This window comes from Billgrantia desiderata, assembly GCF_900108215.1.
GTDB classification, from domain to species: Bacteria; Pseudomonadota; Gammaproteobacteria; order Pseudomonadales; family Halomonadaceae; genus Halomonas; species Halomonas desiderata.
In genome coordinates, this window is the sequence record NZ_FNVC01000002.1 from 191,324 (window position 1) to 217,824 (window position 26,501).

Consider the following 26,501-nt stretch of genomic DNA (forward strand, 5'->3'; position numbering starts at 1 on the left):
TGTAAGGGGCCGGGCCGTCCAGGGGGGCGTTGCCCGGCGGTGTCAGATCAGGTCGTGCTGCTTGAGCTTCTTGCGCAGCGTACCGCGATTGAGGCCGAGCATCTCGGCGGCGCGGGTCTGGTTGCCCTGGGTGTATTCCAGCACGCTGGCCAGCAGCGGTGCCTCGACCTCGGCCATGACCATGGCGTAGAGATCGGTCACGGTACCGCCGTCTAGATGATCGAAATAGCGTCGCATGGCGGCATCCACGGCTTCGCGCAGCGGCTGTTCGCCCAGCGTACTGGGTGGCGGGGTGAGGCTGCCGAGTTCGGGCAGGCCGGTCAAAGCGTTACCCTCCAGGCCTGGCAGATCGGCATTCGGGTCGAAAACTTCACGGTTCATGCGGCACTGATTCCATTCGTTGCCCACGAGAGGCCGGTTGCACCCTCGAGGGAAAACAGATCGTCGATGAAGTCATACTGTTCGTTCGGCTGCTCCAGGGCGTTGAAGGCTGCCCGCAGCTCGCGCTGTCGATCGCTGTCGAAGCGGCGGTCGGCAGCGAGATACCAGCCCAAGTGCTTGCGTGCAATCCGCACCCCCATGTAGCCGCCGTAAAAGTCGTGCAGGGCACGGACATGACCCCGCAGGACGTCGGCGCGCTCATTCATGTCGGGAGGCGGGCAAGTGCGCCCGTGGCGCAGGTAATGGTCGATCTCGCGAAAAATCCAGGGGTTGCCCTGGGCGCCGCGGCCGATCATCACCGCATCCGCACCAGTATAGTCCAGAACTTCGGCCGCCTTGCGTGGAGAGTCGATATCGCCGTTGGCGAAGACCGGGATGCGCACCGCCTGCTTGATGGCGGCAATGGTGTCGTACTCCGCTTCCCCCTGGTAGCGCTGCTGGCGATGACGGCCATGTACCGCCAGAGCCTGAATGCCGGCGTCTTCGGCCAGCCGTGCCACGCGCACGCCGTTGTTGCTGTCGGCGCACCAGCCGGTGCGGATCTTGAGCGTCACCGGCACCTCGACCGCTGCAACCACGGCTTCGAGTATTTCTGCCACCAGCGTTTCGTCACGCAGCAGGGCTGAGCCGGCGGCCTTGTTGCACACCTTCTTCGCCGGACAGCCCATGTTGATGTCGATGATCTCGGCGCCCTGTGCGGCGTTCAGTCGCGCGGCCTCAGCCAGCATGGCGGCGTCGCCACCGGCGATCTGCACCGCCCGCGGTCCCGGCTCGCCGGTATGGTCCATGCGCTGGCGCGACTTGCGGGTGTGCCACAGTGCCGGGTCCGAGGTGACCATCTCGCCCACCACCAGGCCTGCCCCCAGGCGGCGACAGAGCTGGCGAAAGGGGCGGTCGGTGACGCCGGCCATGGGGGCCAGGATGACCCGGTTGGGCAGGCGGTGGCGACCGATCTGTGGCAGTGGACGACTATCGGGCATGGGGCGGCTCAGTGAACCAGGGGCTGCATATGATACGCCCCCGAAGGGGCCGGGTGAAGGTGACGGTGGTGACCAATGGGCTCATGCCGGCCGCTGTCCACTGAGTCGTACCCAGCCCTCGCGGAGCTGAGGCTCGTCCATGGTCAGGCCCTGCTCGCGATAGGCGTCGAGCACCGCGTTGGCCTGGCCTTCGAGAATCCCCGACAGGGCCAGGCGGCCGCCGGGGGCGACGTGGCCGGCGATGGTCGGGGCCAGCTCCACCAGCGGGCCGGCCAGGATGTTGGCTACCACCAGCGGGAAGCGACGTCCGGCGTCGAGCTGCTCGGGATAGCAGAGCGCCAGTTCGTGCTCGGCAACGTCGTTGCGTATGGCATTGTCGCGGCTGGCCTGCAGCGCCTGGGGGTCGATGTCGGTGCCAGTGGCCATTGCCGCTCCCAGCTTGAGCGCGGCGATGGCGAGAATGCCGGAGCCGCAGCCCACGTCGAGCAGCTCGATGCCGTCGAGACCGCCTTCCAGCGCCAGCGCGTCGAGCCACTCGAGGCACAGGGCCGTGGTGGGGTGGGTGCCGGTGCCGAAGGCCAGGCCGGGGTCCAGGTGCAGGTTGACGGCGTCGAGGTCGGGCGGCTCGTGCCAGCTGGGCACGATCCACAGCCGCTGGCCCATGCGCAAGGGCTTGAAGTCCTCCATCCACTCGCGCTCCCAGTCGCGGTCGGCGAGCAGCTCGTGCTCGATGACCGGGCAGGGCTCGTCGGGCACGCGCTCGGCCCAGGCGGCGGCCAGACGCTCGAGCATGGCATCGAGGCCTTCGAGATCGTCGTAGAGTCCCGTCAGCACCGTTTCGTTCCACAGCGGCGTGGTGCCGCGCTCGGGCTCGAACACCGGGTCGTCGTGGGCGTCCTGCAGGGTAATGGCGGTGGCGCCTTCGGCCAGCAGCAGCTCTTCGAGCAGCTCGGCCTGCTCCGGGGCGACGTAGGTCTTGAGTTGCAGCCAGGGCATGGCATTCTCCGTGCTTAACGCAGACGGGGTGGCCTTGGCCACCCCGCCGGGAGCGATGTTCGGTCCGGGAAGCGAACTTCCTAGGAGCCGAGCTTCTTCTCCAGGTAGTGAATGTTGACGCCGCCCTGCTGGAAATGGCCGTCGCGGACCAGATCCTTGTGCAGGTCGGTGTTGGTCTTGATGCCTTCCACCAGCAGCTCGTCGAGGCCGTTGCGCATGCGCGTCAGCGCGATCTCGCGGCTGTCGCCCCAGGTGATCAGCTTGCCGATCAGCGAGTCGTAGTGGGGCGGCACGGTATAGCCGGTGTAGAGATGCGAGTCCATGCGAATGCCCAGGCCGCCCGGGGGATGATAGAGCGTGACCTTGCCGGGGGAGGGCATGAAGGTGCGCGGGTCTTCGGCGTTGATGCGGCATTCGAATGCGTGGCCGTTGACCTTCACGTCCTCCTGACGGATCGACAGCGGCAGGCCCGAGGCGATGCGCAGCTGCTCGCGCACGATGTCCACGCCGGTCACCATCTCGGTGACGGGGTGCTCCACCTGTACGCGGGTGTTCATCTCGATGAAGAAGAACCGGCCGTCCTCGTAGAGGAACTCGAAGGTGCCGGCGCCGCGGTAGTCGATCTCGATACAAGCCTGGCGGCAGGCTTCGAGCACCTTGGCGCGGGCCTCGGGATCGATGCCCGGGGCCGGGGCTTCCTCCAGCACCTTCTGATGGCGGCGCTGCAGCGAGCAGTCGCGATCGAAGAGATGGATGGCATTGCCCTGGCCGTCGGCCAGCACCTGGACTTCGACGTGGCGCGGACGCTCGAGGAATTTCTCCATGTACACCGTGCCGTCGCCGAAGGCTGCGTGGGCCTCGGTGCGGGTCACGTTGATCGCCGAGAGCAGGTGCCCTTCGGTGTGCACCACGCGCATGCCGCGCCCGCCGCCGCCGGCAGCGGCCTTGATGATCACCGGGTAGCCGATGCGTCGGGCGATGGCGAGGTTGTCGCCTTCGTCGTCGCCCAACGGCCCGTCGGAGCCGGGTACCGTGGGCACGCCGGCCTTCTTCATGGCCTCGATGGCGCTGACCTTGTCGCCCATCAGGCGGATGGTCTCGGCACGCGGACCGATGAAGACGAAACCGGAGCGCTCCACCTGCTCGGCGAAGTTGGCGTTCTCGGAGAGAAAGCCGTAGCCGGGGTGGATGGCGCTGGAGTCAGTGACTTCGGCGGCGCTGATCAGCGCGGGGATGTTCAGATAGGATTGCGCCGAGGGGGCCGGGCCGATACACACGGCCTCGTCGGCCAGGCGAACGTGCATCAGCTCGCGGTCGGCCTTGGAGTGTACCGCGACGGTCTTGATGCCCAGCTCCTTGCAGGCGCGCAGAATTCGCAGGGCGATCTCGCCGCGGTTGGCGATGAGAACCTTGTCCAGCATAGGGAGTCCGCCAGTGTCGGTGAAAGATCAGGAAATGACGAGCATCGGCTGGTCGAACTCGACCGGCTCGCCGTCCTCGACCAGGATGGCCTCGATGACGCCGTCACGATCGGCCTCGATCTGGTTCATCATCTTCATGGCTTCGACGATGCACACGGTCTCGCCCTTGCGCACGCTCTGACCCACTTCCACGAACGGCTTGGAGCCGGGAGCCGGGCTGCGATAGAAGGTGCCGACCATGGGCGAGGTCAGCGCATGCCCCTGGTAGGAGGCCGCAGGCGCTTCTTCGGCGGGGCCGGCTGCGGGAGCGGGGGCCGGCTGGCTGGGCATGGCCTGAGCGGGGGCATACTGGGGCATGGGAGGCTGGGGCCAGCTCACCCCATTGGGGTGGCGGCTGATACGCACCGACTCTTCGCCTTCCTGAATCTCGATTTCGCTGATGTTGGATTCTTCGAGCAGCTCGATCAGCTTCTTGACCTTACGGATATCCATGTTGAGTCTCGACCGGTGGGTAAATGGCGCTGGCAAGGGCGCTGTTAACCCAAGCCAACTTTCGATAGATCGCGGCAAGATGGTGAACATTGCCGACGCTATCGGCCTCAAAGAGCGTTGTTGGCGGAGTGTGCCTAAAATCGCCGGGGATGTCCAGCTGGTCGAACGGCGTTCGGCTACGTCATGCGGGATCAGGAAGCCTCAGGGGCGGAAGCCTGGCCTTCGAGCCAGTCGAGCAGGTCCTGCAGGTGGCTGGCGAGTTCGCCCGCCCGCACCTCACCTTGGATGCGCGCCTCGCGAACCTCTTCTTCCCCGCTGAAGAATAGCAGGCTCGGCGGGCCGAACAGGCCGAAGTGGTCGAGAATCTCGCGGGTCGCATTGTCCGTACGGGTGACGTCGACGTAGATCTGGGCGAACTGCGCCAGGGGCTCGGCGACCCGGGGGTCGGGATAGACCTGACGCTCCATCTGCTTGCAGGAGATGCACCAGTCGGCGGTGAAGTGAACGAAGGCCGGTTGGCCCTGGGACGAGCGCGCGCGCAGCTCGCTGCGCAGCCCTTCGAGATCGGCCACGGTGGTGACGGGGCGCGCCTCGACGGTACCCGAGCCGCTGGACAGAGAGGCCAGCGGACGCAGCGGGTCGCTGCCGCCCATGGCGGCGCCGAACACCAGGGCGATGCCCCAGGCCAGCAACAGCAGGCCGCCGGCCTGGCGTACCCGCGGCCAGCCCTGAGCCTGATTGAGCGAGAGGGCGCCTAGCGCCAGGGCGCTGCCGATGGCCAGGGCGGCCCATAGCAGCAGGCTGACGGAGGCGGGAAGCAGCCGTTCGATCAGCCACACGGCGACGCCCAGCAGCAGAATGCCGAAGGCGATCTTGACCCCGTTCATCCAGGCGCCGCTGCGCGGCAGGGCAGTGGCGCCGAAGGTGCCGACCAGCAGCAGCGGCACGCCCATGCCGAGGCCCAGTGCCAGCAGGGCGGCGCCGCCCATCATGGCATCGCCGGTAGAGGAGATGAACACCAGGGCGCCGGCCAGCGGTGCCGAGACGCAGGGCGAGACCACCAGTACCGACAGCGCGCCGGCACCGGCCAGACCCAGGGGGCCGCTGCGTTGGGCGCGGGCCTGCCAGGCGTCGACGCGACCCGCCAGGCGTGGCGACAGGCGCAGGTCGAAGGTGCCGAACATGGCCATGGCAAAGAGCGCGAAGAGCAGGGCGAAGACGATCAGCACCGGGGCCGACTGCAGATGCGCCTGCAGGTTGAGGCCGGCGCCGAACAGGCCCATCAGCACGCCGACCAGGGCGTAGGTCAGCGACATGCCGGCCACATAGCTGGCGGAAAGGGCGAAGGCGCGCGGCCGGGTCGGATTCTGGCCGACGATGATCGACGACAGGATCGGCACCATCGGCAGCACGCAGGGGGTGAAGGTCAGGCCCAGCCCGGCGAGGAAGAACAGGCCGAGGACCATGGGCAGGCTGGCCTCGCCGATCAGGCTGCTGAAGCGGCCGTCCTGGCTCTGCAGAGCGGGCGGGGCGGCGGCATTCGCGGTGGTGGCGTTCCCGCCCGTGCCGTTACCGTCACGCCAGCCGACGAAGGCGGCCGGCATGGCGCTGGCGGGTGCCTGGAGTTCGACCCGCTCCGGCGGGTAGCACAGCCCGGCGTCGGCGCAGCCCTGGAAGCGTACCGTGATATCGAGCGGACCTTCGGCACTGCCTTGCAGCGGTGCCTCGAAGACCACGCGGTCGTAGAAGACGTAGACGTCGCCGAGAAACTCGTCGCTCTTGAACTCGCCCGGGGGGATCTCCGGTTCGCCGACCTCGAAAGCATCGTCGCGGCTCTCGACGCCGAGCTGGTGACGATACAGGTAGTAGCCCTCGGCATTCTCGAAGCCGATATACAGGGTCTCGCCGTCGTGCCAGGCGCTGGGCTGGAAGGCTTCCATCACCGGCAGGAAGTCGCTCTGGCTGCCGGAAGAGGACGAGAACCACTGGGCCTGGGCGACCAGCGGCACCCACAGCAGCAGGGTGCAGATCAGGCGTATGGCGAGGTGGCGGTGAGTCAACGCAGAGTCTCCTTATCGAAACGTAGCCGGGTGTTACAGGGACCCGGGCGCGTTACGCCGAGTTCCCGGCGAGCTGATGGCTTCCTTAGAATACCTCAGTCGCCGGTGGCGTTAGAACCTTACGCCTGCGCTCCGATGTCGCAGGAAAGCGAACGGGCCGCCCCAATGGGGCGGCCCGTGCGGCAGAGCTGGCTCGGCTCAGGCTTTTTCGTAGGCGGCCACGGCCTTCTCGATGGCCTTGCGGGCGGCATCGGCACCTTCCCACGACTCCACCTTCACCCATTTGCCTTTCTCGAGATCCTTGTAGTTCTCGAAGAAGTGGGCGATCTGCTGGCGCAGCAGTTCCGGCAGGTCGGCGACTTCCTGAACGTCATCGTACAGGGTCGTCAGCTTGGCGTGGGGTACGCACACCAGCTTGGCGTCCTCGCCGGCTTCGTCGGTCATGTTCAGGATGCCCACCGGACGGGCACGGATGATGCTGCCGGCCTGGACCGGGTAGGGCGTGACCACCAGGGCGTCCAGCGGGTCGCCGTCGTCGGCCAGGGTGTGGGGGATGAAGCCGTAGTTGGCCGGGTAGAACATCGGGGTGGCCATGAAGCGATCCACCAGCAGGGCGCCCATCTCCTTGTCGATCTCGTACTTGATCGGAGCGTGGTTGGCAGGGATCTCTATGGCGACATAGACGTCATTGGGGAGGTCCTTGCCGGCGGGAATGTGGTCGAAGTTCATCGTCGCTTCCTTCGTTGGCGAAAAGTTGAGGCCGCAAAATGCGCAGAATTATACGGAGCTGCTGTGAGGATTACCAATGCGACATAGGTGAGAGCCGGCCCGGTTTGGGCTTTGGTTGACAGGTTGTGTCGGCCACAAGCGTGTATCATGGCCGACGTCGGGCGGTTCGGCCAGTCATGTGGAGCGAGCGGTGATCAGCGGCGATATTTCCAATGAGCGTGTATTGTCGGCCAATCGGCTGGCGCTGAGCGTCGGGCAGGCCTTCGTGGCCCCCGATCGGCGACGTCACCGCAGCTCCATGTCGGTGCGCATTCCCGACCAGGCAGGGCAGTTTGCCGCCAAGGGGGCGTGCGCCGTGATCAGCGACACCAGCTCGCGCAATGGCATTGCCAAGCAGGCTGGCGATCTCAGCGTGCGCGGCTTTCTGGCGGACTACTTCTCCACCCCGGACCACTGGGACGTCAAGACCTCGGCCACCCGCGTGCTGCGGGCGCTCAATGGCTGGTGCTACAGCCAGAGCACCTTCGTGCAGGACGGCAGCTACGTCGCTTCGCTGTCGGCCATGGTCTATCGTGGGCGCGACGCCCATCTGTTCCACATGGGCGATACGCTGATCTTCCGCCTGCGCGGCGCCGAGTTCGAGCAGCTCTCGCGAGACCACATCACCGATCTGGGCGGCTACCGCTATCCGTCGCGCGCTCTCGGGCTCGACGGCAGCATCGATATCGACTACATGCAGCTGCCGCTGAAGCAGGGCGATATCTTCCTCTTCACCACCCAGGCGGTGCGCGGCACCCTGATGCCTTCCGACTACGTGGGGTTGATTCGCCAGGATGCCAGCGACCTCGATGCCGCCTGCGAGCGGCTGGCAGCGGCGGCCCGCGACCGAGCCCAGGAGCACGGTTACGGCGCCGACCAGTTCTGCTTCCAACTGGTGCGCATCGATCAACTGCCCGAGGCGGAGCGCGATCACCCCAGCCGTATCTACGGCGACCTGCCGATTCCCCCCGAGCTTGCCCCGGGCGAACGTATCGACGGCCTGGAAGTGCAGGAGGTGCTCTCGCGCACCGCGCAGTCGCGGGTCTACCGGGTGCGCGACACGCGCACTGAGCGTGAAATGGTAATGAAGGCGCCCAGCCCCGAGCTCTCCAATCGCAATGCCTACCTGGAGCACTTCCTGCTGCAGCAGTGGGTGGTTGAGCGCGTCAAGTCGCCGTTCGTGGCGCGGGTCATGGAGTCCTCGCGGCCGCGTCGCCATCTCTATTACCTGATGGCCTACGTAGAGGGCATGACGCTCAGCGAATGGGCTCGGCGCCACCCCCAGGCCAGTCTGGCCCAGCGTCTCGACATAGCCGTGCAGTTGGGCAAGGCGATCCAGGCGCTGCATCATCGCGAGGTGCTGCATCAGCGCATCCATCCCGACAACGTGCTGATCGATACCCACGGTCAGGTGGTGCTGATGGATTTCAGCGCCTGCCACATGCGTGACCTGGACGGACACCGGCGCTCCCGCGAGCTGGCTCGCCAGACCGGCCTGTCCGAGCACAGTGCGCCGGAGTATGCGCTGGACGACGGCGTCGGGCGGCGCAGCGATCAGTACTCGTTGGCTTCGACGATCTACTGGCTGCTGACCGGAGAGCTGCCCTATACCCTGACGCCGGACCGGCTGCGCAGCCATACCGACCTCGAACAGCTCGACTATCGCAGCGCCAGACTGTTCAACCCGGAGGTGACGCCTCAGCTCGACGACACGCTGCGTCGGGCGCTGGATCCGCAGCGCTCGCTGCGCTTCAGACGCCTCTCCGAGCTGCTCTATGCACTGCGCCATCATGACGGGCGGGCCAAGCCCAGGCGCCGCGACCCGCGCCGTTTCCTGCGTGACCCGGCCAGTTTCTGGCAGGGGGTGGCGGGCATTCTGCTGTTGCTGCTGGTGCTCTCCTGGCTGCTGAAGTGAGTTTGGCCACAACGCAAGAGCCCTGGCGATTGCCAGGGCTCTTTGCGGGGGTGGGGCGCTTTCTCAGAGCTTGAATTCGGGTAGCTTGCGCTCCACCTTGGCCAGCTGGAGCTTGGCCACCTTGGGCAGGCCGTTCTCGAAGGGCGGGTAGTCCTCGCCCTGGATCAGCGGGGCCAGATAGCGGCGACACGCCTCGGTGATGCCGAAGCCATCCTCACGAATGTACTCGCGCGGCATGAACTTCTCGCGGTTGGCCACCTCGGCCAGCGGTGCAGACTCGATGCGCCACTCGTAGGGGGAGTCGCTGACGCGCTTGATCGCCGGCATCATGGCGTTCTTGCCGGCAACGGCGAGCTCCACCGCCTGCTGGCCTACCGCATAGGCCTGCTCCACGTCGGTACGTGAGGCCAGGTGGCGTGCCGCCCGCTGCAGATAGTCGGCCACTGCCCAGTGATACTTGTAGCCGAGGTCCTGCTTGACCATGCCGGCCAGCGTGGGGGCCACGCCGCCCAACTGGCGGTGGCCGAAGGCGTCGGTGTTACCGGAGTCGGCGAGGAAGGTGCCATCCTCGTAGCGGGCACCCTCGGAGACCACGATCACGCAGTAGCCGTACTTCTCTACGCACGCTTCGACGCGAGCCATCACCTTGCTGCGTTCGAACGGCACTTCGGGGAAGATCACCAGATGCGGCGGCTGGCCTTCACCCTCGCCGGCCAGCGCGCCGGCGGCGGCGATCCAGCCGGCATGGCGGCCCATGACCTCGAGCACGAAGACCTTGGTCGAGGTGGCGCACATGGAGGCGATGTCCAACGAGGCTTCCAGGGTGGAGGTGGCGATGTACTTGGCCACGCTGCCGAAGCCCGGCGAGTTGTCGGTGATCGGCAGGTCGTTGTCCACTGTCTTGGGCACGTGGATGGCGGTCAGCGGGTAGCCCATCTTCTCGGACAGTTGCGAGACCTTGAGACAGGTGTCGGCGCTGTCGCCGCCGCCGTTGTAGAAGAAGTAACGGATGTCGTGGGCCTTGAACACCTCGATCAGGCGTTCGTACTGGGCGCGATGGCTCTCGATGTCCTTGAGCTTGTAGCGGCAGGAGCCGAAGGCGCCGCCGGGGGTGTGGCGCAGGGCGGCGATGGCCTCGTCCGACTCCTGGCTGACGTCGATCAGATCCTCGGTCAGGGCACCGATGATGCCGTTGTGTCCGGCATAGACCTTGCCGATGCGGTCGGAGTGCAGGCGGCAGGCTTCGATCACGCCGCAGGCGCTGGCGTTGATCACGGCGGTGACACCGCCAGACTGGGCATAGAAGGCGTTATGCTGGGCCATGGGGCTTATGGGCTCCTGGGAAAAGTCCGTTTCATGCTTGACGACAAGGCGAAGTATTTTAGACGAAAGGCGGCGAGCCTGCACGCTGCTGGAGAGGCGGCAGCGCACCGTGCTAGTCTGCCGGTTCTTCCTGGCAGGCGGCGCCTGCCTGCGTTATGCGGTGATTAAGGTCGGACTCCATGCACGTTCATATTCTCGGTATCTGCGGCACCTTCATGGGCAGCCTGGCGCTGCTGGCACGGGATCTCGGCCATACCGTCACCGGTTCGGACAGCGGCGTCTATCCGCCGATGAGTACCCAACTGGTCGAGGCCGGTATCGAACTGCGCGAGGGTTATGCCGCGAGCAACCTGGAACCACGGCCGGATCTGGTGGTGGTGGGCAATGCTCTCTCGCGGGGCAACCCCGAAGTGGAGGCGCTGCTCGATCTCGGCCTGCCTTACACCTCAGGCCCTCAGTGGCTGGCCGAACAGGTGCTACCGGGACGGCAGGTCATCGCCGTGGCCGGTACTCATGGCAAGACCACCACGGCAAGCCTGACCGCCTGGTTGTTGGAGTCCGCCGGTCTTGAACCGGGTTTTCTGATCGGTGGTGTGCCGCGCAATTTCGGTGTGTCGGCACGGCTGGGTGCCCCGGGTTCCCCCTTCGTGGTCGAGGCCGACGAATACGACACCGCCTTCTTCGACAAGCGCTCCAAGTTCGTGCACTACCGGCCCGAGATCGCGATTCTGGGCAATCTCGAGTTCGATCATGCGGATATCTTTGCCGACCTTGCCGCTATCGAGCGTCAATTCCATTATCTCGTCCGCACCGTGCCGGGGCGTGGCCGGCTGCTGGTGGCCGATGGCGAGCCGGCCCTCGACCGCGTGCTGGAGATGGGCAGCTGGACCCCGGTGGAGCGCTTCGGCAGCGACGCCGCGAGCCCCTGGCGCCTGGAGCTGGAGCGGGACGATGCCTCGCGCTTCCGCGTGGTGCACCAGCAGGGCGAGGTTAACGAGGACGCCGTGGTCGATTGGGCGCTGACCGGCACCCATAATGCGCGCAATGCGCTGGCCGCGCTGGCCGCGGCGCACGCTTGCGGCGTCGACCTGGCACGCGGCTGTGCCGCCGCCGCTCGTTTCGAGACCCCGCGGCGGCGTCAGGAAGTGCGCGGCGAGGTGGCCGGCATTCAGGTCATCGACGATTTCGCCCATCATCCCACTGCCTTCGCCGCCACCCTCGAAGGGCTGCGCGCCGCCACGCCCCGCGGTCGCCTGCTGGCGGTGATCGAACCGCGCTCCAACACCATGCGTCTGGGGACGTTGCGTGAACGCCTGGCGGCAAGTACGGCCGCGGCCGATCTGGCATTCTGGTATCAGCCGCCGGGGTTGGACTGGTCGCTCGACCCGGTGCTTGAGGCCAGCCCAATACCGGCCCGCCTGGAGCAGGACATCGATACCCTGGTGGCGGCGCTGGTGGCCGAGGCGCGGCCGCTGGACCGTATCGTGGTGATGTCCAACGGCGCCTTTGGCGGCATCCACGCCAAGTTGCTGGCGGCGCTGGAGGTGGCGCATGAATGAACCCGTTTTTCATCCGCCCGTCACGGTGGCGCTCACCGGGGCGTCGGGCGCCCAGTATGGCCTGCGCCTGATCGAGGCGCTGGTGGCCGCCGGCCACGAAGTGTGGGTGATGGTCTCCAAGGCGGCACATCTCGTCATCGAGACCGAAACCGATACCAGCCTGCCGGCACGCCCTGAGCGCCTGGCCCAGGCGCTGCGCGAGCGCAGCGGGGCGGCAGAGGGTCAGATTCGCTGTTTCGGGCGCGAAGACTGGATGGCGCCGGTGGCTTCCGGCTCGGGGGCGCCCTCGGCCATGGTGATCTGTCCCTGCAGTACCGGCACGCTGTCGGCGGTGGCCACGGGGGCCAGCAACAACCTGATCGAGCGCGCCGCCGACGTGGCGCTGAAGGAGCGCCGCCAGCTGATCCTGGTGCCGCGGGAAACGCCGCTCTCGGCCATTCACCTCGAACACATGCTGAACCTTACCCGCCTGGGAGCGGTGATCCTGCCCGCGGCGCCCGGTTTCTACCACCGGCCCACCACGGTGGACGATCTGGTCGATTTCATCGTGGCGCGCATTCTCAACCAGCTCGGCATCGAGCATCGTCTCATGCCGCGCTGGGGCGAATGAGCGCGCCGGACATTTCCTTGTCATCCTGACCTGCCAGACTGCCTGCCCAAGGACGAGGCCAAACCGCATGATCAAACTCTCATTGCTTTCGGTCTTCGTGCCGACCTTTCTGTTCGTCTCGCTGACACCGGGTATGTGCATGACCCTGTCGATGGTGCTGGGCATGACCCAGGGGGTAAAGCGCACGCTGTGGATGATGGCCGGTGAGCTGGTCGGCGTGGGGCTGGTGGCGTTGGCGGCCGGGGCCGGTGTGGCGGCCTTGATGCTGCGCCAGCCGGAGCTGTTCGCCCTGTTCAAGTGGGTGGGGGGTGTCTATCTCGGCTATCTGGGGGTGATGATGTGGCGCTCCCGCGGGCGTATGGCAATCCCGCTGGAGAACGTCGAGCTGCCGCGAGCCTCGCGGGGCCAGTTGGCGCTGCAGGGCTTCGTCACCGCGGTGGCCAATCCCAAGGGCTGGGCATTCTTCGTCGCGCTGTTGCCGCCGTTTCTCGATGCCTCGCGGTCGCTTGGCGGTCAGCTGGCCGTCTTGATCGCGATTATTCTGCTCATCGAATTTCTCTGCCTGCTGCTCTATGCCGCCGGTGGCAAGGGGCTGCGTCGGGTGCTCGGCGAGAGCGGCAACGTGCGCCTGCTCAACCGCATTGCCGGCACGCTGATGGTCGGCGTGGGGGGCTGGCTGGCTCTGGGCTGAGCATCGGCGTAAGCCAGTTCGGCATCATACCGGCGGCAACAAGACGACCCGGGTCGCGACGAGAATCAGCGAGGCCACGGTGAGGGCCAGCCAGGGACAGGGTGCGAGCGAGGCGTGGGGTTTGCGCTGCCAGGCCAGTCGTACCAGGGCGCACACCACCAGCCCCAGCAGACCGCCGCCGATGAGGTCCGACAGCCAGTGCACGCCGATCACCAGGCGTGACAGCGCCATGGGCAATGCCAGGGCGATGGCCGTCCAGTAGACCCAGAAGCGGCGTTGCGAAGGCAGCTCCTGGGCGATGAAGGCGGCGGCCAGACCGTACAGCACCACGGCGGATGAGGCATGCGCGCTGGGATAGGCCAGCGAGCCGGTGAGGTAGTCCGGCGTGTCCGGGCGTGGCCGACCGATCAGCGCCTTGCCCAGGGTATTGAACAGGGCAATGGCGCCGAGCCCGGCGCCGATGTGGGCGAAAGCGGAAAAATGGCGACGCAGCAGCAGCCAGACGCCCCAGGGCAGTACCAGCGCCAGGATGCCGTACATGTCGCCGATACGCGCCAGCAGTTGGCCGGCCTCGGGCAGCATCGGCACTATCAGGGTATCGAAGAAGGCATGCACCTGCAGGTCGACGGCAAAGGGGCCGCGCTGGCGGATGACGGCGATGGTCAGCCCGGACAGCCCGCCCAGCGAGAATACCAGCAGCAGCCAGCTGGCCAGTGGCACCTCGCCGCGGCGCCAGCTGCGCTTGAGCCATGCCCGGCGCAGCAAGGGACGGCGCCGGGCGCCATGGGCCAGCAGGCGGTAGACGCGACCCGAGCGGCTGACCTGATGACGCAGCCACGAGAAGGCCACCGTCAGCACCACGATGATGATCGCCAGAACGATCAGTAGCGCTTCCAGCCCTGCCGGAAGCGTGAGCAACTGCTGCCAGGTCTGCCCCAGCAGGTAACCGGGCAGCACGTAGGCTGGTGCCCACAGCGCCGCCGAGGCAAGGTTGGCCCAGAGAAAGGCCCGCGGCGACATGTGCAGCATGCCGGCGATCAGCGGAATCACCGGGCGCACCGGGCCCACGAAGCGACCGAAGAAGACCGACAGGCTGCCGTAGCGCTGGAAGAAGCGAGCGCCGCGTGCCAGCCACTCGGGATGACGCGACAGCGGCCACAGTCGGGTGACTCGCTCGCGTTGGCTGTAGCCCAGGGCGAAGCTGATGCCGTCGCCGAGGACGGCGCCGATGAAGGCGGCCAGCAACAGAGAGGCCAAGGCCATGTCCTGGTGGCCAGCCAGGGATGCCGCTGCGGTGATCAACACCACGCCGGGCAACAGCAGGCCGACCAGGGCAAGAGACTCGAGCAGGGCGATGGCGCCCACGATGAACAGCAGCATTTCGGGGGAGGGGGCAAGCTGTTGCAGGGTCTCTGTCAGGCTCAAACAACACTCCTTGTGGGTATGTCATGGCGCAGAGCGCCTTCAATTCAAGTCTCTCTGAGCTTGCGTGTCAGCTCCAGCAGGCGCTGTTCGAAACGCGGCCAGCTCTCGCCGGGTAGCCGCTGGCAGTGTGCGATGGGTGCTCGCAAGGTACCGGTATCCACCAGCACCGTCGACTCGAGCGCCTGTTCGATGCGCTGCTGTACCATCTGTGCGCCGCTCTGGCTGGTATCGGGCAGCACCAGCCAGAAGGTGGCGGTGCCTTGCCGGCCCAGGAAGTCGTGGCGCCGCGAACAGCGATGTACGGCTAGGCACAGCGCGTCGAGCAGGGCCTGACGTGCCCGGCTGCCGAACTGTTCGCCGGCCATTTCCAGCTGGGGCAAGTGCAGTACCAGGACGGCCAGGGGCTGTCCGAGGAACTGGGTGCGCTGATACTCACTGCCGAGCAGTTCATGCATGGCCTCGCGTGCCAGGGCATTGCAATGGCGGTCGCGAGGGTTGGTGGCCTCCAGCAGGGCTTGCTGGCGGCGTTGCTCCCAAGGTACCAGGGCGACGACCAGGGTCATGGCCACATAGCCGAGAGCGAAATGCAGATCCAGCGCGGTATCGCTCAAGAACAGCCAGACGGGGGCCAGGAACAGGTTCAGCAGCATGGCGGAAGCCAGCGGCAGCAGCAGGACCGTGAGCAGCGGCGCAAGGCCGATCCACATGATGCCCGCCTCTTCCAGCCAGGGCAGCTCCAGGGCCAGCATCGAATAGCCGACGAGCAGCGCCAGATAGGCCGGCAGACGTGCCTGGTTGGGGCGGGCCACGTGCAGCAGGCAGGCGACCAGCATGACCAGCGCCAGGGCTGCCGGCAGCAGGATGCGGCTATAGTCGCCCATCAGATAGCGCCAGGCGGCATAACACCCCAGCAAGAGCGTGGAGAAGGCATACGCCACGATGAGTCGTCCCGCGACGTTGCGGCTATCGTCATCCATTCGGACGCTCCGTAGGGGGCTGGGGCTGGGGCTGGTGATGCGCGAAGTGTCGCGTCAGGTCGTCGAGGGTCGAAACCTGGTCCAGCGCTACGAAGCGTACCTCGGCATTGGGACGCAGCCCCTTGAGCAACGCCTGACGGCGGGCCTTGGCCTGGTCGTCATTGCGACTGAGCAGCAGCGTCGCCAAGGTGCGATGGTCGAGTCGATAGCAGTTCTCGAAATCGTGGGTCAGGCGACACAGTTCCTGGGCCATGGGCCAGAACTTGCCGCGTGGCATGCGCAGTAGCATCAGCTCTCCGTGCACGCCTTCCCGGCGGCAGCGGGCGCGCTCACGGCGCAGGTCGGCGGAGAGCTGCTGACTGCTCCAGAGCGGCAGGCCCGGCACCAGACGCATGCGCTGACGTGCACCGGCGCGTGACGGTAGCAAGTAGCGGTTGCGGGCCAGTCCGAGCAGCATCAGCGGCAGCAGCACCAGGCCGGAGAACAGCGTCTGCTCGATGCCCAGCAGGTCTGCCAGGCGCCACCAGGTGAGCCCGGCCAGGCCGCAGCTCAGCGCCAGGACCCAGCCGGGCTGGGGTAGCATCAGCAAAGCAGGCCACACCCATAGCCACAGGGCATGGCGCTCCGGTTCCACGAGCAGCAGGCCGGCCAGCAGCAGGCTGGGCAGTAGCTGCCAGGGGACGGTGGGGGGGCGCCGGTAGCTGAGTTCGAGCAGGCTGGCCGTCACCATCAGCCAGACGCTGGCCAATACCAGCAGCAGAGCGCTGGAGAGCGGTTCGGCGAGGTAAGCCAGCAGGATCAGTAGCAGCGCCGCGGCCCACAGGTTCAGGCGCATCAGCCCGACTTTGTACTTGCTCTGCATGGTGCCTTACTATGAGGTTCAACGTGGTATCGCGCCAGTATAACGTTCGCAGCGCCGTGTGGCGCTCTGCCAGGAGAACTTCGTTCCGCATGACCGCTCACGCCTCTCAAACCGAAACCAGCGTCAACCAGATCGACGATGTCGTTGCCTACATGGCTGGCCTCGGCCAGGCGGCACGCGTTGCCGCCACTCAGATGCGTCGCGCCGTGACCGGCGACAAGAACCGGGCCCTGCTGGCCATGGCCGAGCATCTGCAGCGTCGCCGCAGTGAGATACTCGAGGCCAACGCTGCCGATCTGGCCCGCGGCCGCGCGAGCGGCCTCGAGGCGGCCCTGCTGGATCGTCTGGCGCTCAACGATGCGCGTATCGATGCCATGATCGAAGGCCTCGAACAAGTGGCGGCACTGCCCGACCCCGTAGGCGAGATCGAGGGGCTGCGCTACCGGCCCAGCGGTATCCAGGTGGGCCAGATGCGGGTGCCGCTCGGGGTGATCGGCATCATCTACGAGTCGCGGCCCAACGTGACCATGGAAGCCGCCAGCCTATGCCTGAAATCGGGCAACGCCAGCATCCTGCGCGGCGGCTCCGAGGCGCGCGACTCCAACGCCGCCATCGCCGCCTGCATTCGTGACGGGCTGCGCGATGCCGGACTGCCGGAGACGGCGGTGCAGGTGGTAGCCACCACCGACCGTGCAGCGGTGGGGCAGCTGATCGCCATGCCCGAATACGTGGACGTGATCATTCCCCGGGGCGGCAAGTCGCTCATCGAACGTATTTCGCGCGAGGCGCGGGTGCCGGTGATCAAGCACCTGGACGGCGTATGCCACGTCTATATCGATGCCACGGCGGATCCCGAAAAGGCGCTGGCGATCGCCGTCAATGCCAAGACGCATCGCTACGGCACCTGCAACACCATGGAGACTCTGCTCGTCGATGCGCCGGTTGCCGAGGCGCTGCTGCCGCGCCTGGCGCAAGCCTATGCCGCGCACGGGGTCGAGCTGCGTGGCTGTGAGCGCAGTCGGGCCATTCTCGATGACATCGCTGCCGCAAGCGAAGAAGACTGGTACGCCGAATATCTGGCCCCGGTGCTGGCGGTGCGGGTGGTCGATGGCATGGAGGCTGCCATCGAGCACATCGAGCGCTATGGATCGCACCACACCGACGCCATCGTGACGGAAGACTACGGGCTGGCGCGCCGCTTCATGGCCGAGGTCGATTCGAGCTCGGTGATGGTCAATGCCTCGACCCGCTTTGCCGATGGCTTCGAGTATGGCCTGGGCGCGGAGATCGGCATCTCCACCGACAAGCTCCATGCGCGCGGCCCGGTCGGGCTCGAGGGTCTGACCACGCGCAAGTACGTGGTGCTTGGCGACGGTCAGGTACGGCAGTGACGGCGCAGAGCGGCGCCTTGCCTTCGCAGCAGGCCGTGAAGCCTCTCGAGCCGCCGCGCGTGGCCATGTTCGGCGGCACTTTCGATCCCGTTCATCTGGGCCACCTGCGCAGCGCCGTGGAACTGCACGAGGCGCTGGCGCTCGACCGGGTGCACATGGTGCCGGCGTGTCTGCCGCCGTTGCGCGGCAGGCCGCAGGTGTCGCCGCAGGAGCGCTTGGGCCTGCTGAAACTGGGGATAGGCGATACCCCGGGGCTGGTGGCCGATGGGCGTGAGCTCGAGCGCGACGGCCCGTCGTACACCGTCGATACCCTGGCCAGCCTGCGCGACGAGTACGGTCGCGAGGCGCGCCTGATCATGGCTTTGGGCCACGATGCCTTTCTGCGCCTGGCCGACTGGCACGAGCCACAGCGGCTGTTCGAGCTGGCTCACCTGGTGGTCATCGATCGCCCCGACCATGAAGCACCGCTTTCTCCCGCGCTGGCCGAACTGATCGCCGGACGTGAGGTCGATAGACCCGAACTTCTCATGCGGCGTGCGGCGGGTGGTTTGCTGCGCCTGGCATTGCCCACGCGTATGGCGCTTTCGGCAACGGCGATACGCCAGCGTCTGGCGCAGGGGCGCAGCGTGCGGTACCTGCTGCCGGAGGCGGTGGAGAGAAGAATCGAGGCCGCCTCGCTGTATCGTCACTCTTGAACGCTGCCAGCAGCTGCCCAAGACGCTACAATGGCGGCGTCCAAGACTTCCCGTTGATGAGGGGCTATGCATAACGAATCGCTCAAGACACTGGTAGTAGATGCACTGGAGGATCTCAAGGCCAAGGACGTCGCCCTGCTCGATGTCTCCCGCCTCACCAGTGTCACCGACCTGATGGTAGTAGCCAGCGGTACCTCCACCCGTCATGTGACGGCGCTGGCCGACCATGTGGTCGAGCGGGCCAAGGCAAGTGGCATTCAGCCCCTGGGGGTGGAGGGGCAGGCCGGCTCCGACTGGGTGCTGGTCGACCTTGGCGATCTCGTCGTGCATGTCATGCTGCCCGAGACGCGCCAGCTCTATGACCTGGAGCGGCTGTGGGCCGACCTGCCGAGCGATGGTGAGCACCGGGAGCAGGGCGGCGCATGAGAATCCGCCTGCTGGCGGTCGGCACCCGCATGCCTGGCTGGGTCAACGAAGGGGTGGAGGAGTACCGCAAGCGTTTGCCGCGCGACTTCGCTCTGGAGATCGAAGAGATCGCTCCCGGTCAGCGTGGCAAGAATGCCGATACGGCCAGGGCCGTGGCGTTGGAGGCCAAGCGCATACGCGAGCGGCTGCGGGGCGATGAATTCGTCGTGGCGCTCGAAGTCGGCGGGCGTGCCTGGAGTACCGAGCGCCTGGCCCAGGAGGCCGAGAGCTGGCGGTGCGAAGGGCGAGAGGTGGTGCTGCTGGTGGGTGGGCCGGATGGCCTGGCCCCGGAACTCTCTGCGGCTGCCGACCGCCGCTGGTCGCTGTCGCCGCTGACGCTGCCGCATCCACTGGTCAGGGTGATTCTGGCCGAACAGCTCTATCGCGCCTGGACCCTGCTGGTGGGGCATCCCTACCACCGCTGAACGGCGCCTTACCGAAACTGAGTGAGATCTATTGTCGGCATGCGCGACCGCCGTGACACCCTCAAGAATCCCGAGCAGGAGCTGCGCATCTTTCGCGTACGCGCGCTGCTTGCCGTACTGGTGATCCTGCTTCTGACCGGTCTGCTGTCCGGGCGGCTGGTCTATCTGCAGGTGGTTCAGCACGAGGTCTACACCACCCGTTCCGAGAAGAACCGCGTACGGGTCGAGCCGCTGCCGCCCACCCGCGGCTTGATCTTCGACCGCAACGGCATGCTGCTGGCCGAAAACCGCCCGACCTACAACCTGACGTTGATACGTGAGAGGGCGGAAAACCTCGATGCCACGCTGGACCGGCTCGAGGAGCTGCTGGAGCTGACGCCGGAAGAGGCAGAGGGGTTCCGCATTCGTGCCCGCCAGCCGCAACGACCGTTCCAGCCCGCGCTGCTGATGAGCGATCTCGACGAGGTTCAGATCGCCCGGTTGGCAGTGAATCGGCATCGCTTGCCTGGGGTCGAGGTGGAGGCCCAACTGCTGCGCTTCTATCCCGACGCGAACATCATGGCCCATGCGATCGGTTACGTCGGTCGTATCAATGCCGAAGAGGTCAAGACGCTCGACCCGGGGCGCTATGCGGGTACTCACTTCATCGGCAAGACCGGCGTGGAGCGCTTCTACGAAGACGTGCTGCACGGACAGGCCGGACTGCGCCAGGTGGAGACCAATGCGCGTGGCCGCGTGTTGCGTGAACTTGGTCGTACCGATCCCGTGCCGGGCCAGAATCTGACCCTGACCCTCGACCGCGACCTGCAGAGCCTCGCTTATGAGCTGCTCGATGGCCGGCGCGGTTCCATCGTGGCCATCGTTCCCGCTACCGGGGAGATACTGGCCATGGTGTCGGCGCCCGGTTTCGACAGCAACCAGTTCGTCACCGGCATCGATTTCGCCTCCTACCGGGCGTTGCAGGAGGACATCGATCTGCCGCTGTTCAACCGGGCCATTCGCGGCCAGTATCCGCCTGGCTCCACGATCAAGCCGTTCCTGGCCCTGGCCGGTCTGGTGGAAGGCATCATCACCCCTGACAGGACCATCAACGACCCCGGTTTCTATCAGCTACCCAACGACAGCCGGCGCTATCGCAACTGGCTGCGCTGGGGGCATGGGCGGGTGGACATGGAGCGCTCCATCGCTGTTTCCAACAACACCTATTACTACTGGCTTGCCCATGAGATGGGCATCGACCGCCTGCATACGCAAATGAGCGCCTTCGGCTTCGGTCAGCGTGTCGGTCACGATGTGTTCGGCGAGAGCGGGGCGCTGATGCCGTCGCGCGACTGGAAACGGGCGCGCTTCAATCAGCCCTGGTTTCCCGGCGAGACGCTGTCGGTGGGCATCGGCCAGGGCTACTGGCAGGTCACGCCACTGCAGCTGGCAACCGCCACGGCGGTGCTCGCCAACCGCGGTCAGTGGGTCAAGCCGCGCCTGGCGAGCCGGATCGGCGATGAGCCGGTGCCGGTTGAGCTGCCCGAGACACCCAACGACATCGTCGTTCAGAACGACGCCTGGTGGGACCGTGTCTTCTCCGGCATGGAGAAAGTGCTGACCGGCAGTGAAGGCACGGCGCGGCGGACCGGTGTGGGCCTGAAGTACCGCATGGCCGGCAAGTCGGGCACCGCGCAGGTGTTCTCACTGGGCCAGGACCAGCGCTACAACGCCGAGGAGCTGGCCGAGCGACTGCGCGATCACGCCCTGTTCATGGCCTTTGCCCCCTTGGAGGATCCACAGATCGCCGTTTCCGTGATCGTGGAGAACGCCGGCGGTGGCAGTACCCATGCTGCCCATCTGGCGCGGGCGATGACCGACGCCTGGCTGCTGGAGGAGGAGGAAGTGCCCGATGCAGAGGAGATCCGCGAGGCGATGGAAAACGATGACAGCACCGTGGCGGGGAACTGAGCGATGTTCGGCTTGATGAATGGGCTGCGTGCCAGGCCGGTGCGGGCGCCGGAAAGCGGTATTTCGCGACGCAAGAGCATCTGGGAGCGCACGCATCTCGATCCCTGGCTGCTGCTGTTGCTGATACTTCTGCTGACGGTCGGGCTGGGCGTGCTCTACAGCGCCAGCGGCCAGCGCGTCGAAGTGGTAATGGCCCAGGCATCGCGTTTCGTGGTGGCGTTCGTGATCATGCTGGTGCTGGCTCAGCTGCCGCCGGCGACGCTGATGCGCTGGGCGTTGCTGCTCTATGCTGTCGGACTGCTGATGCTGGTGGCCGTGGAGCTGGTGGGCGACGTCGGCATGGGCGCGCGCCGCTGGCTGGTGATTCCCGGGGTGATACGCTTCCAGCCCTCGGAACTGATGAAACTGGCGATGCCGCTGATGCTGGCGGCCTGGCTGAGCCGGCGTGAACTGCCACCGCGCTGGAAGGATCTGCTGGTGTGTGCCGTGCTGCTGGGCCTGCCCGTGGTACTGATCGCCAAGCAGCCGGACCTGGGAACCTCGCTGCTGGTGGCCTGTGCCGGTGTGTTCGTGGTGCTGCTGGCCGGGCTCTCCTGGCGCTTCATCCTCTTTCTTTCCGTTGCCGCGGCGGCGGCGCTGCCCCTGCTGTGGATGAATCTTCACAACTACCAGCGTCAGCGGGTGCTGACCTTCCTCAACCCGGAAAGCGACCCGCTGGGTGCCGGTTGGAACATCATTCAGTCGACCACCGCCATCGGCAGCGGTGGCCTGTGGGGCAAAGGCTGGCTCGGGGGTACCCAGTCGCAGCTCGAATTCCTGCCTGAGCGCCATACCGACTTCATCGTGGCGGTGCTCGGCGAGGAGTTCGGCCTGGTCGGCATGCTGCTGATCCTGTTTCTCTATCTGCTGATCGTCCTGCGCGGGCTGTGGCTGGCCATGGCCTCGCACGATACCTTCGGTCGGCTGCTGGGGGGCAGTATCATCCTGACCTTCTTCATCTACGTCTTCGTCAACGTCGGCATGGTCAGCGGCATTCTTCCGGTGGTCGGCGTTCCGCTGCCGCTGGTGAGCTACGGCGGTACCTCCAGCGTGACCTTGTTGGCGGGATTCGGTATTCTCATGTCGATTCACGGACACCGTCGTCTGTTGCCGCGTTAGGTGGCGGCGGCACGGGTTCGAGCGCGGTCAGGGAGTGGCAAAAGCATGACGCCTGAGTGGAAGTGGAAAGGGTGGAAAGGACCTCGCATTGCCGCTGCGGCGGCAATGGTTCTGGGTTTGATGGTGCCGGCTGTCCAGGCGGCGGATTTCACCCCTGCCCAGCACGAGGGGGCAAGGCAGTTAGTGGATGAATTGGCCGAGCGCGGCATCGAACGCGACTGGCTCGAGACGGCGCTGCAACAGGCCGTCTTTCAGCAGGGCGTACTCGATGCCATGGAGGGGGCGGCGGAACGCCGGCTGCGCTGGGACGAGTATCGCGAGATCTTCCTGCAGCCGGAGCGCATCGCGCGTGGCGTGGACTTCATCCACGCCCACGAGGACGCCTTCGAGCGCGCCTACGCCGAATACGGCGTACCGCCGGAGGTGATCGCGGCCATCATTGGTGTCGAGACCAGCTATGGCCGTTTCACCGGGCGTCACCGCGTCATCGACTCGCTCTCGACGCTGGCCTTCCATCACCCGGTGCGCGGCAATTTCTTTCGCGGCGAGCTGGCTGCCTTCCTCGAGATCACCCATGAGCAGGAGGTGGACCCCGGTAGTCTGAAGGGCTCCTATGCCGGCGCCATGGGTTATCCGCAGTTCATCCCGACCAGCTACCGCGCCTACGCGGTCGATTTCGACGGCGATGGGCAGCGCAACCTGTGGACCAACCCCGTCGATGCCATCGGCAGCGTGGGCAACTACTTTGCCGAACACGGCTGGCGCCCCGGCGAGCCGATATACGCCGAAGCCCAAGGTCCGTCCGATGGGCCGCCATCCGGTATCGATTTCAACCGCACTCAGCGGCCCTACGTCGAGGTGAGCGAGCTGGAACAGGCGGGCGTCGCCCCCCGGGGCGAGTTCGACGCAGGGCAGCGGGTGATTCCGCTGGCGCTGGAAAAGGACGAGTCGACCTGGCGCTATCGGCTTGGTCATGAGAATTTTTACGTTATCACCCGCTATAACCACAGCCATCTCTACGCCATGGCCGTGACCGAGCTGGCCGAAGAGATCGCCGCCATGCGCGAACTCGGCCCTCTGCCGCAGAATGGATCCGTCGAACCAGGGGAATCGCCATGAAAGCGCTGCCGATCGTGCTCGTCGCTACTGCTTTGTTGGCGGGCTGTGCGGGTAGCGGGCCGACCACCTCGCCTCAGCGCGACGGTGCCGACAGACAGCCCGCTCCGGCACCTTCCAGTGGCGGCGGTCGCTATGCCATGAACAGCGATGCCTATCCGGACAATCCCCCGGACGTCAGCCAGATACCCGATGCCGTGCCGCGCGTGGAGCCGCTCTCGCGTGGCGGCAATCGCCCCGTCTACGAGGTGTGGGGCAAGACCTACCACGTGCTGCCCGACGCGCGCGGCTACGCCCGCCAGGGCACGGCTTCCTGGTACGGTGAGAAATTCCACGGTTACGCCACGTCCAATGGCGAAATCTACGACATGTACGAGATGACCGCGGCGCATCGTTCCCTGCCGCTGCCTACCTACGCGCGTGTTACCAGCCTCGAGAACGGTCGCTCGGTCATCGTCCGGGTCAACGACCGTGGTCCCTTCCACAACGATCGTGAGATCGATCTCTCCTACGCGGCAGCGGCACGGCTCGACATCCTCGAGCGTGGCACCGGTCGGGTCAAGGTCGAAGCGATCGATGCGGAGGTGTGGCTGGCCGAAAATGGCGGCAACGGCGCGAACCGAAGCTCCTCTGGCGCTGTCCAAACGGCGGCTCAGGCGACTCCACGCAGCAACCCGGCGCCGCAGCAGGCCAGTTCGGCACCTCAGCAGGCCAGCTCGGCACCTCAGCAGGCCAGTGCCCCGGCGGCAAGCGCCGGTGCGGCGCCTGCTGAGAACGGTAACGGCAGCGATATGCCGATCTATCTGCAGATCGCTGCGCTGGGGTCCGCCGACAATGCCCGGGCGCTCAAGGCTCGCCTCGAAAGCGAGCTGTCTCATCCCGTGCGGGTGGCGGATGCTACCGGCATGTATCGTGTTCAGGTCGGTCCCCTGGCCCATGCCGGACAGGTGGAGCCTGTGCGCGATGAGCTGAGGCGTGCCGGCTTCGAACAAGCCTTTATTGTCAACGGCGCCGACTGAGTCGCGCCGTTCCCTTGACCCTTCTCGACGTAGTGATGAGATTCATGCCCATGCGAGTGCTGTCCAACCCCATCTACCGGCGGCTGCTGCCACTGATGCTGCTCGGTCTGTTGCTGTTCGTCTCCAAGGCTCTGGCCCAGGCGACTCCGACGCCGACCCCACAGACCATGATCCCGGCCCCGCCGCAGATCGCCGCCAAGTCGTGGATCCTGATGGATGCCGACAGCGGCAGGGTGCTGGTCGAGCACAATGCCGACGAGCGTCTGCCGCCGGCCAGCCTGACCAAGCTGATGACCGCCTATCTGGTGGAGCGTGAGCTCGACCGTGGCAACATCAGTCTGGACGATACCGTGCGCGTCAGCGAAAACGCCTGGCGTACCGGCGGTTCCAAGATGTTCATCGAGGTCAACACCGACGTCTCCATCCGCGACCTGCTCTACGGCATCATCATCTCGTCGGGCAACGATGCCAGCGTGGCCGTGGCCGAACACCTGGCCGGCGGTGAAGCGCCTTTCGCCGATCTGATGAACCAGCACGCCACGCGTCTGGGGCTGCACAACACCAGCTTCGCCAATGCCACCGGGCTGCCGCATCCCGAGCAGTATTCATCGGCACGGGACATGGCTCTGCTCTCGCAGTACATCATCAACGACTACCCGGAGCATTACGCGGTCTACGCCGAGAAATACTTCACTTACAACGATATTCGCCAGCCCAACCGTAACCGGCTGCTGTGGCGCGACCCCACCGTCGACGGCCTCAAGACCGGCTGGACTACCGAGGCGGGCTATGGCCTGGTGGCATCGGCCAAGCGCGATGGCATGCGCCTGATTTCGGTGGTGATGGGCACCAGCTCGGAGGAGTCGCGTGCTCAGGAGACCCAGAAGCTGCTCAGCTACGGTTTCCGCTACTACGAAACCCTCAAGCTCTACGATCAGGGTGCGGTGCTCAACTCTCCGCGTATCTGGGGCGGCGAGAAGAACGAGCTGCGCGTCGGCGTCGACCGCGACGTGGCCATGACCCTGCCGCGGGCGCGCAACGAAGAGCTGCATGCACGGCTGGACATCCGCCAGGACCTCAATGCCCCCATCAACCTGGGCGACCGGGTCGGTACCCTGGAGGTTCGTCTCGGTGAGGAGGTCGTGGGCGAGCATCCCCTGGTGGCCCTTGAGACGATCGAGGAGGGCGGGCTGTTCAAGCGCCTGTTCGATCAAGTGAGGCGCTTCTTCAGCAATCTGCTGAGCGGCTGGTTCTAGGCCGTTCCCAGGCCATCGAGACAGGCGGCGCCTCTGTGCGCCGCCTTCATGGCACTCCTTGTCATGCCTTGGACAGCGGCAGCTTGGGTGCCGATGGCTTGGGTGTCGAGTGAAAGCCGAGTAAAATACTCGGAAATAGATCTGGCCGGAAATCGATAGAGAGCCACGACCCCGAGAGAGCCATGTCAGACGACAAACTGCGCGATCTGCGCCAAGCCCAGGCGGCAAACCAAACGGCGCCGACCATCACCTTTCCCTGCGATTATCCCATCAAGGTGGTGGGCGATGCCGGCGAGGATTTCACCGCCACCGTGTGCCAGGTGGTGCTGCGCCACGATGCCAGCTTCGATGCCGAAAGCATCGAGGTCGTCGAGAGCCGTACCGCCCGTTACCTTTCGGTCAGGCTGACCCTGCGGGCTACCGGTGAGGAGCAGCTCAAGGCGCTGTTCGCCGACCTCAAGGCCACCGGCCGCGTGCACATGGTGGTATAGATGCCGCCAAGCGTC

Annotated in this window: 25 protein-coding genes; 14 read left to right on the forward strand and 11 right to left on the reverse strand. The window is 66.1% G+C overall.

Annotation, left to right across the window (positions count from 1 at the left end; translation table 11 throughout):
* Positions 1 to 42 precede the first annotated feature (42 nt).
* The 7 genes from fis to ppa form a co-directional block, all read right to left on the reverse strand.
* On the reverse strand, positions 43 to 381 hold the full coding sequence (gene fis / locus C4S71_RS03260; protein ID WP_176342769.1) for a DNA-binding transcriptional regulator Fis: 339 nt from the start codon (positions 379 to 381) through the stop codon (positions 43 to 45).
* Positions 378 to 1,421: a tRNA dihydrouridine synthase DusB gene (gene dusB, locus C4S71_RS03265; protein ID WP_086508684.1), complete on the reverse strand. Its 1,044-nt coding sequence runs from the start codon at positions 1,419 to 1,421 to the stop codon at positions 378 to 380. The genes fis and dusB overlap by 4 nt, the downstream gene beginning before the upstream one ends.
* An 81-nt stretch (positions 1,422 to 1,502) precedes the next feature.
* Positions 1,503 to 2,417 (reverse strand): 50S ribosomal protein L11 methyltransferase, encoded by a 915-nt coding sequence (gene prmA / locus C4S71_RS03270; RefSeq protein WP_103968191.1) that lies wholly within the window; start codon positions 2,415 to 2,417, stop codon positions 1,503 to 1,505.
* Between the two features lie 80 nt (positions 2,418 to 2,497).
* A complete protein-coding gene (gene accC / locus C4S71_RS03275) occupies positions 2,498 to 3,838 on the reverse strand; it encodes an acetyl-CoA carboxylase biotin carboxylase subunit (RefSeq protein ID WP_086508686.1) in 1,341 nt (446 codons plus the stop codon).
* A gap of 27 nt (positions 3,839 to 3,865) precedes the next feature.
* Entirely contained in the window at positions 3,866 to 4,330 is a 465-nt protein-coding gene (gene accB / locus C4S71_RS03280; RefSeq protein ID WP_103968192.1) for an acetyl-CoA carboxylase biotin carboxyl carrier protein, read from the reverse strand.
* A gap of 191 nt (positions 4,331 to 4,521) precedes the next feature.
* The gene (dsbD, locus tag C4S71_RS03285) at positions 4,522 to 6,390 is read right to left on the reverse strand and encodes a protein-disulfide reductase DsbD (RefSeq protein ID WP_103968193.1); all 1,869 of its coding nucleotides are present in this window, start codon (positions 6,388 to 6,390) and stop codon (positions 4,522 to 4,524) included.
* Between the two features lie 198 nt (positions 6,391 to 6,588).
* Positions 6,589 to 7,119 (reverse strand): inorganic diphosphatase, encoded by a 531-nt coding sequence (gene ppa, locus C4S71_RS03290; protein ID WP_086508689.1) that lies wholly within the window; start codon positions 7,117 to 7,119, stop codon positions 6,589 to 6,591.
* Between the two features lie 298 nt (positions 7,120 to 7,417).
* Here ppa and C4S71_RS03295 point away from each other — a divergent pair, with 298 nt between their 5' ends.
* On the forward strand, positions 7,418 to 9,073 hold the full coding sequence (locus C4S71_RS03295; protein ID WP_422666839.1) for a protein kinase domain-containing protein: 1,656 nt from the start codon (positions 7,418 to 7,420) through the stop codon (positions 9,071 to 9,073).
* 63 nt (positions 9,074 to 9,136) lie between these two features.
* On the opposite strand, the gene C4S71_RS03300 is transcribed toward C4S71_RS03295, so the two are convergent.
* Positions 9,137 to 10,396: a 6-phosphofructokinase gene (locus tag C4S71_RS03300; protein WP_103968194.1), complete on the reverse strand. Its 1,260-nt coding sequence runs from the start codon at positions 10,394 to 10,396 to the stop codon at positions 9,137 to 9,139.
* 179 nt (positions 10,397 to 10,575) lie between these two features.
* On the opposite strand from C4S71_RS03300, the gene mpl reads away from it, so the two are divergent.
* The 3 genes from mpl (at position 10,576) to C4S71_RS03315 (ending at position 13,256) form a co-directional block, all read left to right on the forward strand.
* Positions 10,576 to 11,955 carry a UDP-N-acetylmuramate:L-alanyl-gamma-D-glutamyl-meso-diaminopimelate ligase gene (gene mpl / locus C4S71_RS03305; RefSeq protein ID WP_086508691.1) on the forward strand — a complete coding sequence of 460 codons (1,380 nt, stop codon included), beginning with the start codon at positions 10,576 to 10,578 and terminating at the stop codon, positions 11,953 to 11,955.
* On the forward strand, positions 11,948 to 12,565 hold the full coding sequence (locus C4S71_RS03310; RefSeq protein ID WP_103968195.1) for a flavin prenyltransferase UbiX: 618 nt from the start codon (positions 11,948 to 11,950) through the stop codon (positions 12,563 to 12,565). The genes mpl and C4S71_RS03310 overlap by 8 nt, the downstream gene beginning before the upstream one ends.
* A 67-nt stretch (positions 12,566 to 12,632) precedes the next feature.
* Positions 12,633 to 13,256, forward strand: a complete 624-nt coding sequence (locus tag C4S71_RS03315) for a LysE family translocator (RefSeq protein ID WP_200825220.1) — start codon at positions 12,633 to 12,635, stop codon at positions 13,254 to 13,256.
* Between the two features lie 24 nt (positions 13,257 to 13,280).
* Here C4S71_RS03315 and C4S71_RS03320 read toward each other — a convergent pair whose 3' ends face one another.
* From C4S71_RS03320 to C4S71_RS03330, 3 genes are read right to left on the reverse strand one after another with little or no spacing between them, the layout of a single operon-like run.
* On the reverse strand, positions 13,281 to 14,681 hold the full coding sequence (locus C4S71_RS03320; RefSeq protein ID WP_103968196.1) for a bifunctional DedA family/phosphatase PAP2 family protein: 1,401 nt from the start codon (positions 14,679 to 14,681) through the stop codon (positions 13,281 to 13,283).
* Positions 14,682 to 14,725: 44 nt separating this feature from the next.
* On the reverse strand, positions 14,726 to 15,658 hold the full coding sequence (locus C4S71_RS03325; RefSeq protein WP_103968197.1) for a GGDEF domain-containing protein: 933 nt from the start codon (positions 15,656 to 15,658) through the stop codon (positions 14,726 to 14,728).
* A complete protein-coding gene (locus tag C4S71_RS03330; RefSeq protein WP_103968198.1) occupies positions 15,651 to 16,520 on the reverse strand; it encodes a hypothetical protein in 870 nt (289 codons plus the stop codon). Before C4S71_RS03330 ends, C4S71_RS03325 begins: the two co-directional genes overlap by 8 nt.
* Before the next feature lie 89 nt (positions 16,521 to 16,609).
* Here C4S71_RS03330 and C4S71_RS03335 point away from each other — a divergent pair, with 89 nt between their 5' ends.
* The 10 genes from C4S71_RS03335 (at position 16,610) to C4S71_RS03380 (ending at position 26,486) form a co-directional block, all read left to right on the forward strand.
* Complete coding sequence (locus C4S71_RS03335) at positions 16,610 to 17,911, forward strand: glutamate-5-semialdehyde dehydrogenase (protein WP_103968199.1); 1,302 nt, start codon at positions 16,610 to 16,612, stop codon at positions 17,909 to 17,911.
* Positions 17,912 to 17,976: 65 nt separating this feature from the next.
* Entirely contained in the window at positions 17,977 to 18,606 is a 630-nt protein-coding gene (gene nadD / locus C4S71_RS03340; protein ID WP_103968276.1) for a nicotinate-nucleotide adenylyltransferase, read from the forward strand.
* 66 nt (positions 18,607 to 18,672) lie between these two features.
* A complete protein-coding gene (rsfS, locus tag C4S71_RS03345) occupies positions 18,673 to 19,032 on the forward strand; it encodes a ribosome silencing factor (RefSeq protein ID WP_086508697.1) in 360 nt (119 codons plus the stop codon).
* Entirely contained in the window at positions 19,029 to 19,496 is a 468-nt protein-coding gene (gene rlmH, locus C4S71_RS03350) for a 23S rRNA (pseudouridine(1915)-N(3))-methyltransferase RlmH (RefSeq protein WP_086508698.1), read from the forward strand. Before rsfS ends, rlmH begins: the two co-directional genes overlap by 4 nt.
* A 39-nt stretch (positions 19,497 to 19,535) precedes the next feature.
* The gene (gene mrdA, locus C4S71_RS03355; RefSeq protein ID WP_086508699.1) at positions 19,536 to 21,446 is read left to right on the forward strand and encodes a penicillin-binding protein 2; all 1,911 of its coding nucleotides are present in this window, start codon (positions 19,536 to 19,538) and stop codon (positions 21,444 to 21,446) included.
* 3 nt (positions 21,447 to 21,449) lie between these two features.
* Entirely contained in the window at positions 21,450 to 22,604 is a 1,155-nt protein-coding gene (gene rodA, locus C4S71_RS03360; RefSeq protein ID WP_086508700.1) for a rod shape-determining protein RodA, read from the forward strand.
* 45 nt (positions 22,605 to 22,649) lie between these two features.
* Positions 22,650 to 23,723 (forward strand): lytic murein transglycosylase B, encoded by a 1,074-nt coding sequence (mltB, locus tag C4S71_RS03365; protein WP_422666836.1) that lies wholly within the window; start codon positions 22,650 to 22,652, stop codon positions 23,721 to 23,723.
* The gene (locus C4S71_RS03370; protein WP_103968200.1) at positions 23,720 to 24,739 is read left to right on the forward strand and encodes a septal ring lytic transglycosylase RlpA family protein; all 1,020 of its coding nucleotides are present in this window, start codon (positions 23,720 to 23,722) and stop codon (positions 24,737 to 24,739) included. The genes mltB and C4S71_RS03370 overlap by 4 nt, the downstream gene beginning before the upstream one ends.
* A 50-nt stretch (positions 24,740 to 24,789) precedes the next feature.
* Positions 24,790 to 25,995, forward strand: coding sequence for a D-alanyl-D-alanine carboxypeptidase family protein (locus tag C4S71_RS03375; protein WP_422666837.1), 1,206 nt, complete (start codon positions 24,790 to 24,792; stop codon positions 25,993 to 25,995).
* Positions 25,996 to 26,177: 182 nt separating this feature from the next.
* Positions 26,178 to 26,486, forward strand: a complete 309-nt coding sequence (locus C4S71_RS03380) for an HP0495 family protein (protein WP_103968202.1) — start codon at positions 26,178 to 26,180, stop codon at positions 26,484 to 26,486.
* The last annotated feature ends 15 nt before the right edge of the window (positions 26,487 to 26,501 follow it).

Coding starts and splice junctions, on each gene's coding strand:
- mpl (WP_086508691.1), top strand. CDS start 10,576: ATGCACGTTCATATTCTCGGTATCTGCGGCACCTTCATGGGCAGCCTG.
- rsfS (WP_086508697.1), top strand. CDS start 18,673: ATGCATAACGAATCGCTCAAGACACTGGTAGTAGATGCACTGGAGGAT.
- rodA (WP_086508700.1), top strand. CDS start 21,450: ATGTTCGGCTTGATGAATGGGCTGCGTGCCAGGCCGGTGCGGGCGCCG.
- C4S71_RS03370 (WP_103968200.1), top strand. CDS start 23,720: ATGAAAGCGCTGCCGATCGTGCTCGTCGCTACTGCTTTGTTGGCGGGC.
- fis (WP_176342769.1), bottom strand. CDS start 381: ATGAACCGTGAAGTTTTCGACCCGAATGCCGATCTGCCAGGCCTGGAG.
- C4S71_RS03335 (WP_103968199.1), top strand. CDS start 16,610: ATGACCGCTCACGCCTCTCAAACCGAAACCAGCGTCAACCAGATCGAC.
- ppa (WP_086508689.1), bottom strand. CDS start 7,119: ATGAACTTCGACCACATTCCCGCCGGCAAGGACCTCCCCAATGACGTC.
- dusB (WP_086508684.1), bottom strand. CDS start 1,421: ATGCCCGATAGTCGTCCACTGCCACAGATCGGTCGCCACCGCCTGCCC.
- C4S71_RS03295 (WP_422666839.1), top strand. CDS start 7,418: ATGTCGGTGCGCATTCCCGACCAGGCAGGGCAGTTTGCCGCCAAGGGG.
- C4S71_RS03375 (WP_422666837.1), top strand. CDS start 24,790: ATGCGAGTGCTGTCCAACCCCATCTACCGGCGGCTGCTGCCACTGATG.
- accB (WP_103968192.1), bottom strand. CDS start 4,330: ATGGATATCCGTAAGGTCAAGAAGCTGATCGAGCTGCTCGAAGAATCC.
- C4S71_RS03310 (WP_103968195.1), top strand. CDS start 11,948: ATGAATGAACCCGTTTTTCATCCGCCCGTCACGGTGGCGCTCACCGGG.
- C4S71_RS03330 (WP_103968198.1), bottom strand. CDS start 16,520: ATGCAGAGCAAGTACAAAGTCGGGCTGATGCGCCTGAACCTGTGGGCC.
- C4S71_RS03315 (WP_200825220.1), top strand. CDS start 12,633: ATGATCAAACTCTCATTGCTTTCGGTCTTCGTGCCGACCTTTCTGTTC.
- mltB (WP_422666836.1), top strand. CDS start 22,650: ATGACGCCTGAGTGGAAGTGGAAAGGGTGGAAAGGACCTCGCATTGCC.
- mrdA (WP_086508699.1), top strand. CDS start 19,536: ATGCGCGACCGCCGTGACACCCTCAAGAATCCCGAGCAGGAGCTGCGC.
- C4S71_RS03325 (WP_103968197.1), bottom strand. CDS start 15,658: ATGGATGACGATAGCCGCAACGTCGCGGGACGACTCATCGTGGCGTAT.
- rlmH (WP_086508698.1), top strand. CDS start 19,029: ATGAGAATCCGCCTGCTGGCGGTCGGCACCCGCATGCCTGGCTGGGTC.
- nadD (WP_103968276.1), top strand. CDS start 17,977: ATGTTCGGCGGCACTTTCGATCCCGTTCATCTGGGCCACCTGCGCAGC.
- C4S71_RS03380 (WP_103968202.1), top strand. CDS start 26,178: ATGTCAGACGACAAACTGCGCGATCTGCGCCAAGCCCAGGCGGCAAAC.
- prmA (WP_103968191.1), bottom strand. CDS start 2,417: ATGCCCTGGCTGCAACTCAAGACCTACGTCGCCCCGGAGCAGGCCGAG.
- C4S71_RS03300 (WP_103968194.1), bottom strand. CDS start 10,396: ATGGCCCAGCATAACGCCTTCTATGCCCAGTCTGGCGGTGTCACCGCC.
- accC (WP_086508686.1), bottom strand. CDS start 3,838: ATGCTGGACAAGGTTCTCATCGCCAACCGCGGCGAGATCGCCCTGCGA.